This window comes from Stenotrophomonas ginsengisoli (assembly GCF_001431485.1).
Lineage (GTDB): Bacteria > Pseudomonadota > Gammaproteobacteria > Xanthomonadales > Xanthomonadaceae > Stenotrophomonas > Stenotrophomonas ginsengisoli.
This window is the reverse complement of the sequence record NZ_LDJM01000014.1, coordinates 1-14,840: the sequence shown is the minus strand read 5'-3', so window position 1 is coordinate 14,840 and position 14,840 is coordinate 1. Positions and strand designations below refer to the sequence as shown.

The 14,840-nt window shown below is 67.4% G+C and carries 13 protein-coding genes; 7 read left to right on the top strand and 6 right to left on the bottom strand.

Going from position 1 to position 14,840, the window contains the following annotated elements:
- Positions 1 to 20 precede the first annotated feature (20 nt).
- The gene (gene argS, locus ABB30_RS05820) at positions 21 to 1,709 is read right to left on the bottom strand and encodes an arginine--tRNA ligase (protein WP_057637375.1); all 1,689 of its coding nucleotides are present in this window, start codon (positions 1,707 to 1,709) and stop codon (positions 21 to 23) included.
- Positions 1,710 to 1,804: 95 nt separating this feature from the next.
- The gene (gene radC / locus ABB30_RS05815) at positions 1,805 to 2,479 is read right to left on the bottom strand and encodes a RadC family protein (RefSeq protein ID WP_057637374.1); all 675 of its coding nucleotides are present in this window, start codon (positions 2,477 to 2,479) and stop codon (positions 1,805 to 1,807) included.
- Positions 2,480 to 2,590: 111 nt separating this feature from the next.
- Between radC and coaBC the strand changes: the two genes are divergently transcribed.
- Genes coaBC through ABB30_RS05800 form a run of 3 tightly spaced genes read left to right on the top strand, consistent with a single transcriptional unit; the run spans position 2,591 to position 6,672 of the window.
- Entirely contained in the window at positions 2,591 to 3,844 is a 1,254-nt protein-coding gene (gene coaBC / locus ABB30_RS05810) for a bifunctional phosphopantothenoylcysteine decarboxylase/phosphopantothenate--cysteine ligase CoaBC (RefSeq protein ID WP_057637373.1), read from the top strand.
- Positions 3,841 to 4,299, top strand: coding sequence for a dUTP diphosphatase (gene dut, locus ABB30_RS05805; protein WP_057637372.1), 459 nt, complete (start codon positions 3,841 to 3,843; stop codon positions 4,297 to 4,299). The genes coaBC and dut overlap by 4 nt, the downstream gene beginning before the upstream one ends.
- Before the next feature lie 36 nt (positions 4,300 to 4,335).
- On the top strand, positions 4,336 to 6,672 hold the full coding sequence (locus tag ABB30_RS05800) for a phosphomannomutase/phosphoglucomutase (RefSeq protein ID WP_057637371.1): 2,337 nt from the start codon (positions 4,336 to 4,338) through the stop codon (positions 6,670 to 6,672).
- Positions 6,673 to 6,769: 97 nt separating this feature from the next.
- Here ABB30_RS05800 and ABB30_RS05795 read toward each other — a convergent pair whose 3' ends face one another.
- Both ABB30_RS05795 and pyrE read right to left on the bottom strand, forming a co-directional pair.
- Positions 6,770 to 7,426, bottom strand: coding sequence for a hypothetical protein (locus ABB30_RS05795; RefSeq protein WP_057637370.1), 657 nt, complete (start codon positions 7,424 to 7,426; stop codon positions 6,770 to 6,772).
- Positions 7,427 to 7,447: 21 nt separating this feature from the next.
- The gene (pyrE, locus tag ABB30_RS05790) at positions 7,448 to 8,104 is read right to left on the bottom strand and encodes an orotate phosphoribosyltransferase (RefSeq protein WP_057637369.1); all 657 of its coding nucleotides are present in this window, start codon (positions 8,102 to 8,104) and stop codon (positions 7,448 to 7,450) included.
- A gap of 102 nt (positions 8,105 to 8,206) precedes the next feature.
- On the opposite strand from pyrE, the gene ABB30_RS05785 reads away from it, so the two are divergent.
- From ABB30_RS05785 to ABB30_RS05775, 3 genes are all read left to right on the top strand, one after another.
- Positions 8,207 to 9,007, top strand: coding sequence for an exodeoxyribonuclease III (locus ABB30_RS05785; RefSeq protein ID WP_057637368.1), 801 nt, complete (start codon positions 8,207 to 8,209; stop codon positions 9,005 to 9,007).
- On the top strand, positions 9,004 to 10,308 hold the full coding sequence (locus ABB30_RS05780; protein ID WP_245626433.1) for an AmpG family muropeptide MFS transporter: 1,305 nt from the start codon (positions 9,004 to 9,006) through the stop codon (positions 10,306 to 10,308). The genes ABB30_RS05785 and ABB30_RS05780 overlap by 4 nt, the downstream gene beginning before the upstream one ends.
- A gap of 72 nt (positions 10,309 to 10,380) precedes the next feature.
- Positions 10,381 to 10,593, top strand: coding sequence for a hypothetical protein (locus tag ABB30_RS05775; protein ID WP_057637367.1), 213 nt, complete (start codon positions 10,381 to 10,383; stop codon positions 10,591 to 10,593).
- Between the two features lie 6 nt (positions 10,594 to 10,599).
- Here ABB30_RS05775 and ABB30_RS05770 read toward each other — a convergent pair whose 3' ends face one another.
- A complete protein-coding gene (locus tag ABB30_RS05770; protein ID WP_057637366.1) occupies positions 10,600 to 11,724 on the bottom strand; it encodes an anhydro-N-acetylmuramic acid kinase in 1,125 nt (374 codons plus the stop codon).
- Positions 11,725 to 11,727: 3 nt separating this feature from the next.
- Positions 11,728 to 13,149: a peptidoglycan DD-metalloendopeptidase family protein gene (locus ABB30_RS05765; RefSeq protein WP_057637460.1), complete on the bottom strand. Its 1,422-nt coding sequence runs from the start codon at positions 13,147 to 13,149 to the stop codon at positions 11,728 to 11,730.
- Positions 13,150 to 13,318: 169 nt separating this feature from the next.
- On the opposite strand from ABB30_RS05765, the gene tyrS reads away from it, so the two are divergent.
- Positions 13,319 to 14,527 (top strand): tyrosine--tRNA ligase, encoded by a 1,209-nt coding sequence (gene tyrS / locus ABB30_RS05760; protein ID WP_057637365.1) that lies wholly within the window; start codon positions 13,319 to 13,321, stop codon positions 14,525 to 14,527.
- The last annotated feature ends 313 nt before the right edge of the window (positions 14,528 to 14,840 follow it).

Here is a 14,840-nt window from a genome sequence, read left to right as displayed (position 1 = left end):
GTACGGTCTCCGGTCTGCGCTTACATCTTTTCCGGTGCGCTCACACCCAGCAGACCCAGGCCATTGGCCAGAACCTGACGGGCTGCGCCGGCCAATGCCAGCTTGGCATTGCGCTCGGAAGCATCATCCACCAACACCGGGGTGCCGGCATACCAGGTGTGGAAGGCGTTGGCCAATTCACGCAGGTACTGGGCAATCAGGTGCGGCTCCAGCGCTTCGCCAGCGGTTTCCACCACTTCCGGGTAGCGCGAGATTTCATACATCAGGGTCATCGAGACCGCATCGTCGATCGTGTTGAGCTTGGCAATGCCGTCGGCCTGCACGTAGCCCAGGCCCTTTTCCTGGGCCTGACGCAGCAGCGAGCACACGCGGGCATGGGCGTACTGCACGTAGAACACCGGGTTGTCGTTGCTCTGCTGGCGGGCCAGGTCGATGTCGAAAGTCAGCTGCGAATCCGGCTTGCGCGCGATCAGGAACCAGCGCACGGCATCGGCGCCGACTTCCTCGATCAGGTCACGCAGGGTCAGGTAGGAGCCGGCGCGCTTGGACAGCTTCACTTCCTCGCCGCCACGCATCACGGTGACCATCTGGTGCAGCACGTATTCCGGCCAGCCCTTCGGGATGCCCACGTCCAGGGCCTGCAGGCCGGCGCGCACGCGGGCCAGCGAGCCGTGGTGGTCGGCGCCCAGTTCGGTGATCGCACGCACGTAGCCGCGCTGCCACTTGGACAGGTGGTAGGCCACGTCCGGCAGGAAGTAGGTGTAGGTGCCGTCGGACTTGCGCATCACGCGGTCCTTGTCGTCACCGAAATCGGTGGAGCGCAGCCACAGCGCGCCGCCTTCCTCGTAGGTGTGGCCGGAGGCATTGAGCTGGGCCACGGTCTCGGCGACCTTGCCGTCCTTGTACAGCGAGCTTTCCAGGAAGTAGATGTCAAAATCCACGCCGAAAGCGGCCAGGTCCAGGTTCTGCTCGTTGCGCAGGTAGGCCACGGCAAAGCGGCGGATCGCTTCCAGGTCGTCGGCATCGCCGGCACCGACCACGGTGGAGCCTTCCAGCTCGACGCTGGCCCCGCTCAGGTAGGCCTGGGCCACATCGTTGATGTAGTCGCCGTTGTAGGCCGATTCCGGCCACTGCGCATCGCCGGGCTTGAAGCCCTTGGCGCGGGCCTGGGTGGACAGGGCCAGGTTGTCGATCTGGACGCCGGCGTCGTTGTAGTAGAACTCGCGCTTGGCATTCCAGCCGTTGGCTTCCAGCACGCGGGCGATGCAGTCGCCGATCGCGCCGGCGCGGCCGTGGCCGACGTGCAGCGGGCCGGTCGGGTTGGCCGAGACGTATTCCACGCCCACGGTCTTGCCGTTGCCGCTCAGGTTGCGGCCGTAATCGGTGCCGTCCTTCAGGACCAGGGCGGTTTCCCGCTGGTAAGCGCTGGGGGACAGGTGGAAATTGATGAAGCCGGGGCCGGCGATGTCGACCTTGGCCACCAGTTCATTGGCCGGCAGGGCATCGACCAGGGCCTGGGCCACTGCGCGCGGGTTGGTGCGCGCGGCCTTGGCCAGCAGCATGGCTGCATTGGTGGCGAAATCACCATGCTCGCGGGTCTTGGGTCGTTCGACCACGAAATCCGGCGACAGGAGGTCGGCAGGCAGGGTGCCGTTGGCGCGCAAGGCGGCGATGCCTTGGCCGATGAGGGCGCGGAGTTGTGGTTTCACGTAAGTATCTGCATTTGGAGCGCGGAATCGCCCATTTTACCTTAGCCAGCGCCGCGGGGCCCAATCGCTCCCAAATGGGCGGCGCGGGGAGGCTTCTAGACCCAGCCGCGGGCGGCCAGCGACACCGGTGCCCCGTCGCCGATGACCAGGTGGTCCAGCAGGCGCACGTCCACCAGTTCCAGGGCCTGGCGCAGGCGCTGGGTCAGGGCGCGGTCGGCTGCCGACGGCTCCGGGTTGCCTGAAGGGTGGTTGTGGCCAACGATGACCGCGGCCGCATTGTGGGCCAGGGCGCGGCGGATGACCTCGCGCGGATGCACTTCGGCCCCGTCAATGGTGCCGGCAAACAGTTCCTCGAAGGCCAGGGCGCGGTGGCGGGTATCCAGGAACAGCACCGCGAACACCTCACGCGGCTGGTGGCGCAGGCGCTGGCTGAAGTGGCGCCCGGCCGCGTCCGGGTCGCTGACCAGGACCCCGCGACTCAGCTCGGCGGCCAGCAGACGCTGGCCCAGCTCCAGCGCAGCGGCCAGGCGGCAGGCACAGGCCGGGCCCAGCCCGGGCAGTTTGCCCAGTGCGGCCGGCGGGGTCTGCAGCAGGGCGCGCAGCGGGCCATGCCCGGCCAGCAGCTGGCGCGCGGTCTGCACCGCATCCAGGCCGCGGCTGCCCGAGCCGATGAAGATGGCCAGCAGCTCGGCATCGGACAGCACGCCGGCACCGCGGGCGAGCAGTTTTTCACGGGGGCGTTCGTCGCTGGGCCAGTCACGGATGTGCATATGCCAAAAATGGCGCTGCTCATGCCGCTGGGGCATCAGGGCCGCGCAAGCCATCGGGTAAGCTAGCGGCCTTCGATTTTGTAGGACTTCGCGCCCGTGAGTAACGCCACTGTGGAGGCCCCCTTCAGCGGGGCATTGACCGGTAAGAAACTGCTGCTGTGTGTCGGCGGCGGGATTGCGGTCTACAAGGCGCTGGAATTGGTGCGCCGTCTGCGTGATGCCGGTGCCATCGTGCAGGTGGCCATGACCGAAGGGGCGCAGCAGTTCGTCACCCCCTTGAGTTTCCAGGCCCTGTCCGGGCTGCCGGTACGCACCAGCCTGTGGGACAGCGCCGCCGAGCAGTCCATGGGCCATATCGAGCTGGCGCGCTGGGCCGACCGCATCGTGATCGCCCCTGCCACCGCCGACTTGATCGCCCGCCTGGCCGGTGGCCACGCCGATGACCTGGTCAGCACCCTGTGCCTGGCCAGTGCGGCGCCGTTGACGGTCTGCCCGGCGATGAACCACCACATGTGGCTGCACCCGGCCACCCAGGCCAACATCGCCACCCTGAGCGGGCGGGGGGCCCAGGTGATCGGCCCGGAAGACGGTCCGTTGGCCGAAGGCGAATCCGGCCCGGGGCGTCTGGCCCAGGTGCCGGCGATCATTGCCGGCCTGGCCCAGGCCGAAACCGGTGGCCGCACTGAAGCGCCGGCGGCGGCCGTGGTGGACAGCCGTCTGCAGGGGCTGCGGGTGCTGATCAGTGCCGGCCCGACCTACGAGGACCTGGACCCGGTGCGCTACATCGGCAACCGTTCCAGCGGCAAGATGGGTTTTGCCCTGGCGGCGGCCGCCGCCGCCCGTGGTGCCCAGGTGGTGCTGGTTGCCGGCCCGGTGCAGCTGGCAACCCCGGACGGGGTGGAGCGGGTCAATGTGCGTTCGGCCGCGCAGATGCGCCAGGCCGTGCTGTCGGCATTGCCGGCCGACATTTATATCGGTGCGGCAGCGGTGTCTGATTACACGCCCAGGGTGGTGTCGGACCAGAAGCTGAAAAAGACCGCGCAGACCACCGGCATGACCCTGGAGCTGGTGCGTACCCCGGACATCCTGGCCGAGGTGGCCGAGCAGACCGGTGCCCTCAAGCTGGTGGTGGGCTTTGCCGCCGAAACCCACGATGTGGAGAAGTACGCCCGTGGCAAACTCACCGCCAAGCGCCTGGACCTGGTGATCGCCAACCGGGTCGGCATGGCCGGTTCGGGCTTTGAGAGTGATGACAATGCCGCCACTGCCTACTGGGCCGATGGCGAACGCGAGTTTGCCAGCACCAGCAAGCAGCAGCTGGCCGGGCAATTGCTGGAACTGATTGGACAGAGGTTGGACGCATGAGCATCCCGTTGCAGATCAAGTTGCTGGACTCGCGCTTTGGCCAGGACTGGCCATTGCCGGCCTATGCCACCGAGGCCAGCGCCGGCATGGACCTGCGCGCGGCCCTGGAGGCCGAGCTGGTGCTGGCACCGGGTGACGCGGCGCTGGTGCCCAGCGGGGTGGCCATCCATATCGGTGATCCCAACCTGTGCGCGGTGATCCTGCCGCGCTCGGGTCTGGGCCACAAGCATGGCATCGTGCTGGGCAACGGCACCGGCCTGATTGATGCCGATTACCAGGGCCCGTTGTTGATCAGTGTCTGGAACCGCGGGCGCGAAGCGTTCACTATTCAGCCTGGGGACCGTATCGCGCAGCTGGTGGTCATGCCGGTTGCGCGTGTGCAGCTTGAGGTCGTGGATACATTTGTTGCCACTGCGCGTGGTGCCGGGGGCTTCGGTCATACCGGCGTAGGCTGACGGCGTACGCAGGAAAATAAGGGGGAGCGGGAAATCATGGACATTGGCCGAGGTACCGGGAAGCGTCCCGGTCGCTCCACGCTGTTGCTGGCGGGCGCACTGGTGTTGTTGGGTGGGCTGTTTGCCTGGAATGCGGTCAACCAGTGGCAGGCCGAGCGCACCGCCGGGCAGCTGCAACTGGCCCGCGATGCGGTGGTCACCGGCACGGCAGATGCGGTGCGGGCGCACCAGCAGGAAATGGCACGCCAGCTGGAGCTGCCGGCCGTCAAGGCTGCCGCGGCCGCCGGTGACATGACCGCTTTCGAACTGGCCTTCCGCGACGGCATGCGCGATGTGGAAGACGTCAAGATTTATCCGGCCCGGCTGGGGGACGCCTATGCCGATCCGGCCGCCTTCGGCTGGTCGCGTCTGGCCCTGCTGGAGCAGGCCGTACTGGATGGCCAGGCGGCGGTCCGCGTGGTCAAGGACGCCGGCGCACCGCGCCTGGGTGTGGCCGCACCGATCCAGTTCGGTGAGCAGCCGTCGCTGGTTTACATCCGTCTGCAGTTGCCGCGCCTGACCGCTGCCCTGGATGGTGCCGTGGTGCCCGAGGCGGCCTATCTGGGCCTGCGTCAGGGGGGCTACACCGTGGTCGAGCAGGGCCAGCGCGCACTGGGCAGCGGCGGCGAGGCGATGGCCCGCGCCGTGCCCGATACCGGTCTGCGCGTGGTGGCGGCCCTGCCGGAAGTGTCCGCCGCACCACTGGGCCTGGGCGCGCTGTCGTGCGCGGTGGTGGCCCTGTTGCTGTTCCTGGTCGCCGTACTGGCATTGCTGGGCCCCTCGCGGCTGCCGGTGGCTGCCGCAGTCAAGCGGCGGCGCAAGCCGGCCGAGCCGGAAGAACAGGGGGCAACCCTGCGCGAGGCGATGCAGGAGCACATCCAGGCCCAGCCGGAGGTGGCGGCCGTGGAGGCACCGCCGCCGGTGGCCGTGGTGCCGGCCATCAACGTGGCCGCCGGCATGTTCCGTGCCTATGACATCCGCGGTGTGGTCGGGCGTGATCTCAACGGCGCGGTTGCCGAGATGATCGGCCAGGCCATCGGCAGCGAGCTGATCGAGCGTGGCCTGCGCGACATCGTGGTCGGCCGCGATGGCCGCCTGTCCGGGCCGGAATTGTCGGCCGGCCTGATCGAGGGCCTGCGCAACAGTGGCTGCGAGGTCCATGACATCGGCCTGGCGCCGAGCCCGGTGGCGTATTTTGCCGCCTACCACCTGCGCGCCGGCAGTTGCGTGGTGGTCACCGGCAGCCACAACCCGCCCGAATACAACGGCTTCAAGATCGTGCTCGGCGGGGAGACCCTGTCCGGCGAGGCGATCACCGCCCTGCACACGCGCATTGCCGAAGGCCGCCTGCTGCAGGCCGCCGTGCCGGGCAGCGTGCAGCAGCATGATGTGACCGATGCCTACATCCAGCGCATCGCCGGTGATGTGCAGCTGGAGCGCCCGCTCAAGGTGGTGGCCGATGCCGGCAACGGCGTGGCCGGGATGATCGCGCCGGCCTTGCTGGAGGCCATCGGTGCCGAAGTGATCCCGCTGTACTGCGATGTGGACGGGGAGTTCCCCAACCACCATCCCGACCCCAGCGATGCGCACAACCTGGAAGACCTGGTGGCCACGGTCAAGCGCTTCGGTGCCGACCTGGGTGTGGCCTTCGACGGCGATGGCGACCGTCTGGGCGTGGTCACCGCCGAGGGTCGGCTGATCCACGCCGACCGCCTGCTGATGCTGTTCGCCGCCGATGTGCTGATGCGCAACCCGGGCGCGCAGGTGATCTACGACGTCAAGTGCAGCGGCAAGCTGTCCGACTTTGTCCTGCGCAACGGCGGCAGCCCGCTGATGTGGAAGACCGGCCATTCGCTGATCAAGGCCAAGATGCGCCAGACCGATGCCGAGCTGGCCGGCGAGATGAGCGGCCACTTCTTCTTCAAGGAGCGCTGGTACGGCTTTGACGACGGCCTGTACGCCGCCGCCCGCCTGCTGGAAATCCTCGCTCAGCGCGAGGAGACCATGGAGGAGGTGCTGGAGGAGATCCCCGACCCGGTCTCCACCCCGGAGATCAAGGTGGCGGTGGAAGAGGGCACCCAGCACGCGTTGGTGACCCTGTTCACGGCCGCCGCCCAGGTGCAGGACAGCGAGTTCTTTGCTGCCCGCCTGTCCACCGTGGATGGCCTGCGCGCCGATTTCCCCGATGGCTGGGGCCTGTTGCGGGCCTCCAACACCACACCGGCCCTGGTGCTGCGCTTCGAGGGGGATGACCAGCAGGCGTTGGATCGCATTCGTGACATCTTCCGGCGCCAGCTGGCCCAGCTGCTGCCCGAGGCGGCCGACAGCTTCTGAGGCAGCGATGCCTGCCGGTTGCCCACAACAAGACACCCCGGCCAGAAGCCGGGGTGTCTTGTTTGCAGGGCAGGTTGTGGTAGCGGAGAGCGGTGGATCAGCCGTTGTGCGCGGCGACCAGCCCCTTCAGGCTGCGGTAGCGCTGCAGGGTCTGTTCGATCTCGCCATCCAGTTCGCTGCGCTGTTGCTCGAAGGCAGACAGCAGGCGCAGCTGGGTGGCCAGTTCGCGCCGCCGCTCCATGATGTCGGCGGCCGGTTTGTCGGCCACGTTCTGCCCATTGAGCTCACGATCACCGGCCTGGCTGAGCTGGCTGACCAGGGCGCGGCGCAGGTTGGCAATGTTGTAGCGGGCGGTGTTGATGTTGTTGTCGGCCATGGCGATGCGCTCGTCGAACACCCGGCGCAGCTCGGCCTCGCTGTTGAACGAGGACAGCAGGGCCTGCTCGGTGCGGCGGCGTGACTGCTCGGCGGCCTGCTCGTTGTCGGCCTGGACCTTGGCCAGGGCGGCCTCGGTGCGTTCGTCGCTGCTCATGGCGCGATCCACCTGCCGGCTGCGCAGGCCGCTGCGGGCGTTGAACTCGTCGCGGGCGGCATTGACCGCCTCCGGGGGCAGGGTGTCCGAGCAGACACGCTGCCCGCCCTGGTCCCAGCAGTACAGCTTCTTGGCCGGCGGCGCCTGCTGGGCAAGCGCGGGGCCGGCCAGCAGGCCGGTGGCCAGCACGGGAATCAGGGACAACAGGCGGATAGCGGACATGGGCCTTCCTTCAGCGCGGGATCAAGCGGCCTGGCAGCCGTAGCGGGTGCGGTAGTCAAGCAGCGGTTGACGGAAGCTGACAAGGTCGGGGTTTCCGTCGGCGAAGGCAAGCAGGTCGCCCAGCCCGGCCACGGCCACCACCGGGATCTGCGCCTCGGCGGCCACGGCCTGGGCGGCCGAACGGCTGTCGTTGTCGCTGGCGATCTCCTGGCGGTCCAGGGCCACCACGATGCCGGCCGGGATGCCACCGGCAGCGCGGATGATGGCCAGGGCTTCGCGGATGGCGGTGCCGGCGGTGATCACGTCATCGACGATCAGCACGCGCTTGCCGGCCAGCGGGGCGCCGATCAGGGTGCCGCCTTCGCCGTGGTCCTTGGCTTCCTTGCGGTTGAAGGCCAGCGGCAGGTCACGGCCGCTGCCGGCAAACTGGCAGGCAATCGCGGTGGCCAGCGGAATGCCCTTGTAGGCCGGGCCGAACAGCAGGTCGAATTCCAGCCCGGCCGCGTCGATGGCATCGGCATAGCAAGCGGCCAGCCCGGCCATCAGGGCGCCGGAGTCAAAGCGCCCGGCATTGAAGAAGTAGGGGCTGACACGGCCGGATTTGAGCGTGAACTGGCCAAAGCGCAGCGCATCGGCGGCCAGCGCAAGGTTCAAGAAGCGGGTTTGATGGTCGGTCATGGGGGTGTCCAGCAACAGGTGCCGACAAGGATACCGGTTGCCGGTGGTCTGCTGCGGCGCTTGCGGTACGCTTGCCGCTTCGACGTTATCCATCCGTGTCCCATGCGCATCATCAGTTTCAACGCCAACGGCATCCGTTCCGCCGCCACCAAGGGCTTCATGGAGTGGTTTGCCGGCCAGGACGCCGACGTCCTGTGCATCCAGGAAACCAAGGCGCAGATCGACCAGCTGGGCGATCCGCAGTTCCGCCCGGCCGGTTACCACTGCCATTACCGCGATGCGATCACCAAGAAGGGCTACAGCGGGGTGGCGATCTGGAGCCGGCAGGAGCCCGATGAGGTGATCACCTCGCTGGGCTGGGCCCCGTTCGATGACGAGGGGCGCTACATCGAGGCGCGCTTCGGCAACCTCAGCGTGGTCTCCTTCTATATTCCTTCCGGCTCGTCCGGCGAGCTGCGTCAGGGCTTCAAGTTCGAAGTCATGGCCTGGCTCAAGCCGATCCTGGACCAGTGGCTGGCCAGCGGCCGCGACTACGTGCTGTGCGGTGACTGGAACATCGTGCGCAGCGCGCTGGACATCAAGAACTGGAAGTCCAACCAGAAAAACTCCGGCTGCCTGCCCGAGGAGCGCGACTGGTTCAACGGCTTCTGCGCCGACCGCGCCGAGCTGGAAGACCTGGCCGGCAACCGTGGCTGGGTCGATGCCTACCGCGCGCTCAACCCGCGTGGCGAGGACTACACCTGGTGGAGCAACCGCGGCGCGGCCCGTGCCAACAACGTGGGCTGGCGCATCGACTACCAGCTGGTGACCCCGGGCCTGCGCCAGCGTCTGGCCGGCTGCTCGATCCACCGCGATGACCGCTTCTCCGACCATGCCCCGTTCACCGTGGACTACCGCCCGTGACCACCGCCGCCGCCAAACCCTCGCTGTGGCAGGCCTTTGCCCAGCCCTCGGCGTGGACCCTGTTCTTTTTCGGCTTCGCCTCCGGCCTGCCGTTCCTGCTGGTGGCCGGCACCCTGGCCTACTGGCTGCGCGAGGGCGGGCTGGAGCTCAAGCAGATCACCATGATCGCCAGCGCCGGCCTGGCCTACTCGCTGAAGTTCCTCTGGGCGCCGCTGCTGGATCGCCTGCGCCTGCCGCTGCTGGGCCATTTCGGCCAGCGCCGCAGCTGGCTGCTGCTGGCCATGGGCACGGTGATTGCCGGCCTGGTCGGCATGTCGCTGGTCGGCCCGCAGCAGCTGGCCCTGTTTGTGTGGGTGACCATCGCCGTGGCGGTGGCCGGGGCGACCCTGGACATCGCCGTGGATGCCTACCGGGTGGAGATTGCCCCGCCCGAGTTCCAGGGCGCGCTGGTGGCCACCTACTCGCTGGGTTACCGCATCGCCCTGATCGTCACCGGTGCCGTGGCCCTGGTGCTGGCCGACCACATCGCCTGGCACTGGGTGTACCGGATCATGGCAGCGGCCATGGCCATCCCGCTGCTGGCCTGCCTGCTGGCGCGTGAGCCGGATGTGCTGCGGGTGCGCACCGAGGGCTGGATGGAGGGCCTGCGCGAGGGCGTGGTGGCCCCGTTTGCCGATTTTTTCCAGCGTTTCGGCTGGGGCACGGCGGCGCTGCTGCTGCTGTTCATCCTGTCGATGAAGATTTCCGACCAGGCCCTGGTCGGCGGCATCATCGGCCCGTTCTACCTGGACCAGGGCTTCACCAAGACCGAGATTGCCGGGGTGACCAAGGTCTACGGCATCTGGATCGGCCTGGCCGGGGCCTTCCTCGGCGGCCTGGCGGTGGCCCGCTGGGGGGTGTACTGGCCGCTGCTGGTGGCCATCATCTGCGGTGCGGCCAGCAACCTGCTGTACCTGCTGCTGATCGGGGCCAACGGTGACCTTGGCCTGCTGACCCTGGTGATTTCCGGTGAAAACCTGGCCCAGGGCCTGCTGGGCACCTGCGCGGTGGCCTTCATGTCCGCGCTGATCAACCTGCGCTACACCGCCACCCAGTACGCCCTGTTCTCCTCGCTGATCATGTTGCCGGGCAAGATCCTGGGCTTCTACTCCGGGGCGATCGTGGAGGCCTATTCGGGCTATGCCAGCTATTTCTGGCTGTCCACGGTGCTGGCCCTGCCGGCGGTGGGGCTGTTCTTTGTGCTACGCAAACGCCACGGGCTTGTCGTATCCTCGGCCAGGCCGGAGGAGCAGGGGGGCTGATCCGGGCAGGGCATGGCTCCTGCCCGCCGTTGCGCGACAGGGGGCGCAACGGGCAGCTTGAGGAGTTGTTGCGTGCCCGACCTGATCATTGCCGATGTCGACCCGCTGCTGGTGGAGCGGGTTCGACGTATCTCGTTGACCCGCGGCTGGACCCAGGGCCAGACCTTGATCGCCCTGCTCGAAAGCGGGCTGTTCCACGGCGAGCGTGCTGGTGACAGCAGCTTTGCCAACCCCGAGCAGAGCGCGCTGGCCGAAGCCATTGCCGCCCTGCAGTCCTTGCCCTGAGCCGGCTCAGGCCGGGTAGATCGCACCAAGCAGGCGTGGCCCGGCCGCGCCGGTGACCGCCGGCAGGTTGCCGGGCAGGCCGGCCAGTACACGCCAGGCCAGCCAGGCAAAGCCCATCGCTTCGACATAATCCGGGTCCAGCCCGGCCTCGGCGATCGAGGCAATCTGCACGCCCGGCAGGTGGGCGGCCAGGCGCCGCATCAGCAGCGCATTGTGGGTACCACCACCGCACACCAGCAGCTGCCGGGTATCGGACTGGCTGCGGCGCAGGGCATCTGCCACGGTGGTGGCGGTGAGTTCAAGCAGGGTGGCCTGGACATCGGCCACGGGCAGGTTGCGCCCGTGCAGGTGGCTGTCCACCCAGTCCAGATGGAACTGTTCGCGGCCGGTGCTCTTGGGCGGCGGGCTGGCAAACCACGGTTCGGCCAGCAGGGCGGCCAGCAGTTCGGCATCGACCTGGCCTTGGGCGGCCAGCGCGCCATCGGCGTCGTAGGCCTGGCCGGTGTGGCGCTGGCACCAGGCATCGCACAGCGCATTGGCCGGGCCGGTATCAAAGCCGCCGGTGTGGCCCTCGCGCGAAAGCAGGGTCAGGTTGGCGATACCGCCCAGGTTGAGCACGGCGCGGTGCTGGTCGCTGCTGCCGAGCATGGCCAGGTGGAAGGCCGGCATCAGCGGCGCGCCCTGGCCACCGGCGGCGACATCGCGGCGGCGGAAGTCGGCCACCGTGGTGATGCCGGTGTGTTCGGCAATCCGGCTGGCATCGCCCAGCTGCAGGGTGAAGGGGATCGCGGCCTGCGGCCGGTGGCGCACCGTCTGCCCGTGCGAGCCGATCGCAGCCACCTGCCTGGCACTGACCCCGGCCTGCTGCAGCAGGGTATTGGTGGCATCAGCGAAGGCCAGGCCGATGCGCGCGTCCAGTTCGCCCACCGCGTCCAGCCCGGCGGGCTCCTGGCCCTGGCCCAGGGCGATCAGCTGCGCGCGCAGGGCCGCATCCCAGGGCGCGGTGATGCCGTGGACAAAACGGCAGCGGCCCTGGTCGTCAATCCGGACCAGGGCCGCGTCGATGCCATCGGCACTGGTGCCGGACATCAGGCCCACGTACAGGGAGCGGGCCTGCAGGTTGTCGTGCATGGATCAGCCCTGGCTGCGGGTGGCCGGCGCCTGCGGCTTGGGCTGGGCCTGTGCGTACATCACTTCTTCCATGCCACGGATGCGGGCCATGGCCGGGGCCACCTGGGCCTGGAAGGCGGCCAGGTCGGCACCGCGCAGCGGTTCCGGCGGCGGCATGGTCACCGACAGCGGGTTGCGGTGCACGCCATTGACGCGGAATTCGTAGTGCAGGTGCGGGCCGGTGGACAGGCCGGTGGAACCCACATAGCCGATCACCTCGCCCTGGTTGACGCGTTGGCCGGCACGGTACTTGCCGAAGCGCGACATGTGCGCGTACAGGGTGGTGTGGCCGCGGCCGTGGTCCAGGATCACGGTGTTGCCGTAGCCGCGCTGGACTCCGGCAAACTGCACCCGGGCATCGCCGGCGGCCATGATCGGGGTGCCGGTGCCGGCGGCGTAGTCCACACCCTTGTGCATGCGCATGCGGCCCAGCACCGGGTGGTGGCGGGCGCCGAAGTTGGAGCTCAGGCGGGCGAACTGGATCGGCGAGCGGATGAAGCTCTTCTTCAACGGGCGGCCATCGGCATCGAAGTACTCGGCCTTGCCGTTGCGCTCGAAGCGGAAGCCGGTATAGGTCTTGCCGCCGGTGGTGAAGGTGGCGGCCAGCACCTTGGCCCCATCAACACGCTCGCCTTCGCGCCAGGACTCGTCGTAGACCACGTTGAAGCGGTCGCCCGGCTGTACGTCCTTGGAGAAGTCGATGTCGTACTTGAAGATTTCATCGGTCAGCACCGAAATCGCACTGGCCGGCAGGCCGGCGCGGCTGGCCGAGGCATACAGCGAGCTGCGGATTTCACCGGTGGCTACGGCGGTGCGTGTGGTGGTCTCGCGGGCGGTGACGGTGGCGGCGATGTTCTCGCCTTCCAGGTTCAACTCGACCCGGTGGCCGGCATCGCGGTTGAAGCGCAGGCCGTGCAACTGGCCATCGCGCGGAATGTTGAAGGCGATTTCGGTGCCCGGGCGCAGGCGGGCGAAGGCGGTACGCGCGTGTTCGTTCTCCAGCACCCGGTGCATCACCGAGGCCGGCAGTTGCAGTTCGTTGAAGATCGCGCCCAGGGTCTGCCCGGCGCTGACCTGGAATGTCTGCCAGGTCGAGGTTGGCTGGCCGTCCTGCAGCTCCTGCAGGGCCGGCAGCTCCAGCGGCAGGCTGGCGTGGCTGTAGCCGGCGCCCTCGTGGGGCTGGGAGAAGCCAGGGATGATGGTGGCCACCATGATGCCGATGCTGGCGAACAGGCCGGCGTGGATCCAGTGGCGGCGGGTCCAGCGTTCATTGAAGGCGGCCGGAAGGTGTTGCTTGATACGGCTGTGCAGGCTGTTTTCGTGCTGTACCGACAAACGGGCTTTGAAACGCTGCTTGCGCAGGGCGTCCGGATTGCGGTTGGTCATCATCAAATTCCTGACTGAAGCGTATGGTTTTCGCAAACCGGGCTACCATAGTGGGCTGGAAACACCCCGTCAAACCCTTGTCATCATTGGCTTTGCCGGTTTGTCGGAGCTTTAACCAGCCGTTAACATGGTTCAGTAATTTGACGGCACTGCCGGGAGAACGACCAAGATGTCCACGATTGACGAATCCATTGCCCTGATCTCGCGGGGTGCCGAAGAGCTGCTCAAGGTCGAGGAGCTGCGCGAGAAGCTGGCCAGTGGCCGTCCGTTGAGGGTCAAGGCCGGTTTCGACCCGACTGCCCCGGACCTGCACCTGGGGCACACCGTGCTGCTGAACAAGCTGCGCCAGTTCCAGGATCTGGGCCATCAGGTCATTTTCCTGATCGGCGACTTCACCGGCATGATCGGTGACCCGACCGGCAAGAGCGCCACCCGCAAGCCGCTGACCCGCGAAGACGTGCTGGCCAATGCCGAGACCTACAAGGAACAGGTGTTCAAGGTGCTGGACCCGGCAAAGACCGAGGTCCGCTTCAATTCCGAATGGTTCGGCAAGATGGGCGCGGCCGACATGATCCGCCTGGCCAGCCAGCTGACCGTGGCGCGCATGCTCGAGCGCGACGATTTCGCCAAGCGCTACGCCGCCCAGCAGTCCATTTCCATCCATGAGTTCCTGTACCCGCTGGTCCAGGGCTATGACTCGGTGGCACTGGAGGCCGACGTCGAACTGGGCGGTACCGACCAGAAATTCAACCTGCTGATGGGCCGAGGCCTGCAGGAACACCACGGGCAGAAGCCGCAGGTGGTGTTGACCATGCCGCTGCTGGAGGGTCTGGACGGCGTCAACAAGATGTCCAAGTCGCTGGGCAACTATATTGGTATCGACGAAGCGGCCATCGACATCGTCACCAAGACGATGAAGATCGATGACGTGTTGATGTGGAAGTGGATCGAGCTGCTGTCCTTTGATATCAGTCAGGCCGAGGCCGTGTCGTTGCGTGAGCAGGTCGCTGCAGGCCTGAATCCGCGCGAGGTCAAGCTGCGCCTGGCCCGTGAGCTGGCCACGCGCTTCCATGATGCCGGCGCCGCCGAGAAGGCCATTGCCGGCTGGCAGGCGGCTGTGACCGGGCAGGGCGATGTGTCCTTGCTGCCACTCAACGAGGTGGTGGTGCCGGCCGAAGGCCTGCGCATTGCCGCCCTGCTGACCGCTGCCGGCATCACCGCCAGCAACTCGGAAGGCTCGCGCAAGCTCAAGGAGCGTGCGGTCAAGGTCAATGGTGAGGTGGTCGAGGATGCCCAGCAGCTGTACCTGCCGGGCTTCGAGGGCCTGCTGCAGGTGGGCAAGCGCAATTTCGCCCGTGTCCTGCTGGTGGCGGGCTGACCGCGCAGTTTGCTGAACGAAGCGGTGATGGCGAAGTAAAACCCCTTCCCATCACCGCTGAAAAGGCGCATAGTTCACCTCCCGTCGCGACTGGCGCGCATCACCGCCAACACGACAGCACGCCAAGCCGGCAAGGTGTTGACAAGGATGAAAATCCTGTCATAATGTGCGGCTCGCTTCGGCAAAAGCTCTCGTAGCTACGTCAAAGTCGCGATCGCAACGTCCTCGAAATGAGGTGTTGACGGAAGCAAAAAGTCCGCTATAATGGGCGGCTCGCTACGACGAAAGTCAACGCGAAGCGGAACAGGCGCTG

Bases quoted from the DNA above. Each gene is read 5' to 3' on its own strand.
- ABB30_RS05800 (WP_057637371.1), top strand. From the start codon at position 4,336: ATGGACATTGGCCGAGGTACCGGGAAGCGTCCCGGTCGCTCCACGCTG.
- ABB30_RS05795 (WP_057637370.1), bottom strand. From the start codon at position 7,426: ATGTCCGCTATCCGCCTGTTGTCCCTGATTCCCGTGCTGGCCACCGGC.
- ABB30_RS05785 (WP_057637368.1), top strand. From the start codon at position 8,207: ATGCGCATCATCAGTTTCAACGCCAACGGCATCCGTTCCGCCGCCACC.
- dut (WP_057637372.1), top strand. From the start codon at position 3,841: ATGAGCATCCCGTTGCAGATCAAGTTGCTGGACTCGCGCTTTGGCCAG.
- ABB30_RS05770 (WP_057637366.1), bottom strand. From the start codon at position 11,724: ATGCACGACAACCTGCAGGCCCGCTCCCTGTACGTGGGCCTGATGTCC.
- ABB30_RS05765 (WP_057637460.1), bottom strand. From the start codon at position 13,149: ATGACCAACCGCAATCCGGACGCCCTGCGCAAGCAGCGTTTCAAAGCC.
- radC (WP_057637374.1), bottom strand. From the start codon at position 2,479: ATGCACATCCGTGACTGGCCCAGCGACGAACGCCCCCGTGAAAAACTG.
- pyrE (WP_057637369.1), bottom strand. From the start codon at position 8,104: ATGACCGACCATCAAACCCGCTTCTTGAACCTTGCGCTGGCCGCCGAT.
- tyrS (WP_057637365.1), top strand. From the start codon at position 13,319: ATGTCCACGATTGACGAATCCATTGCCCTGATCTCGCGGGGTGCCGAA.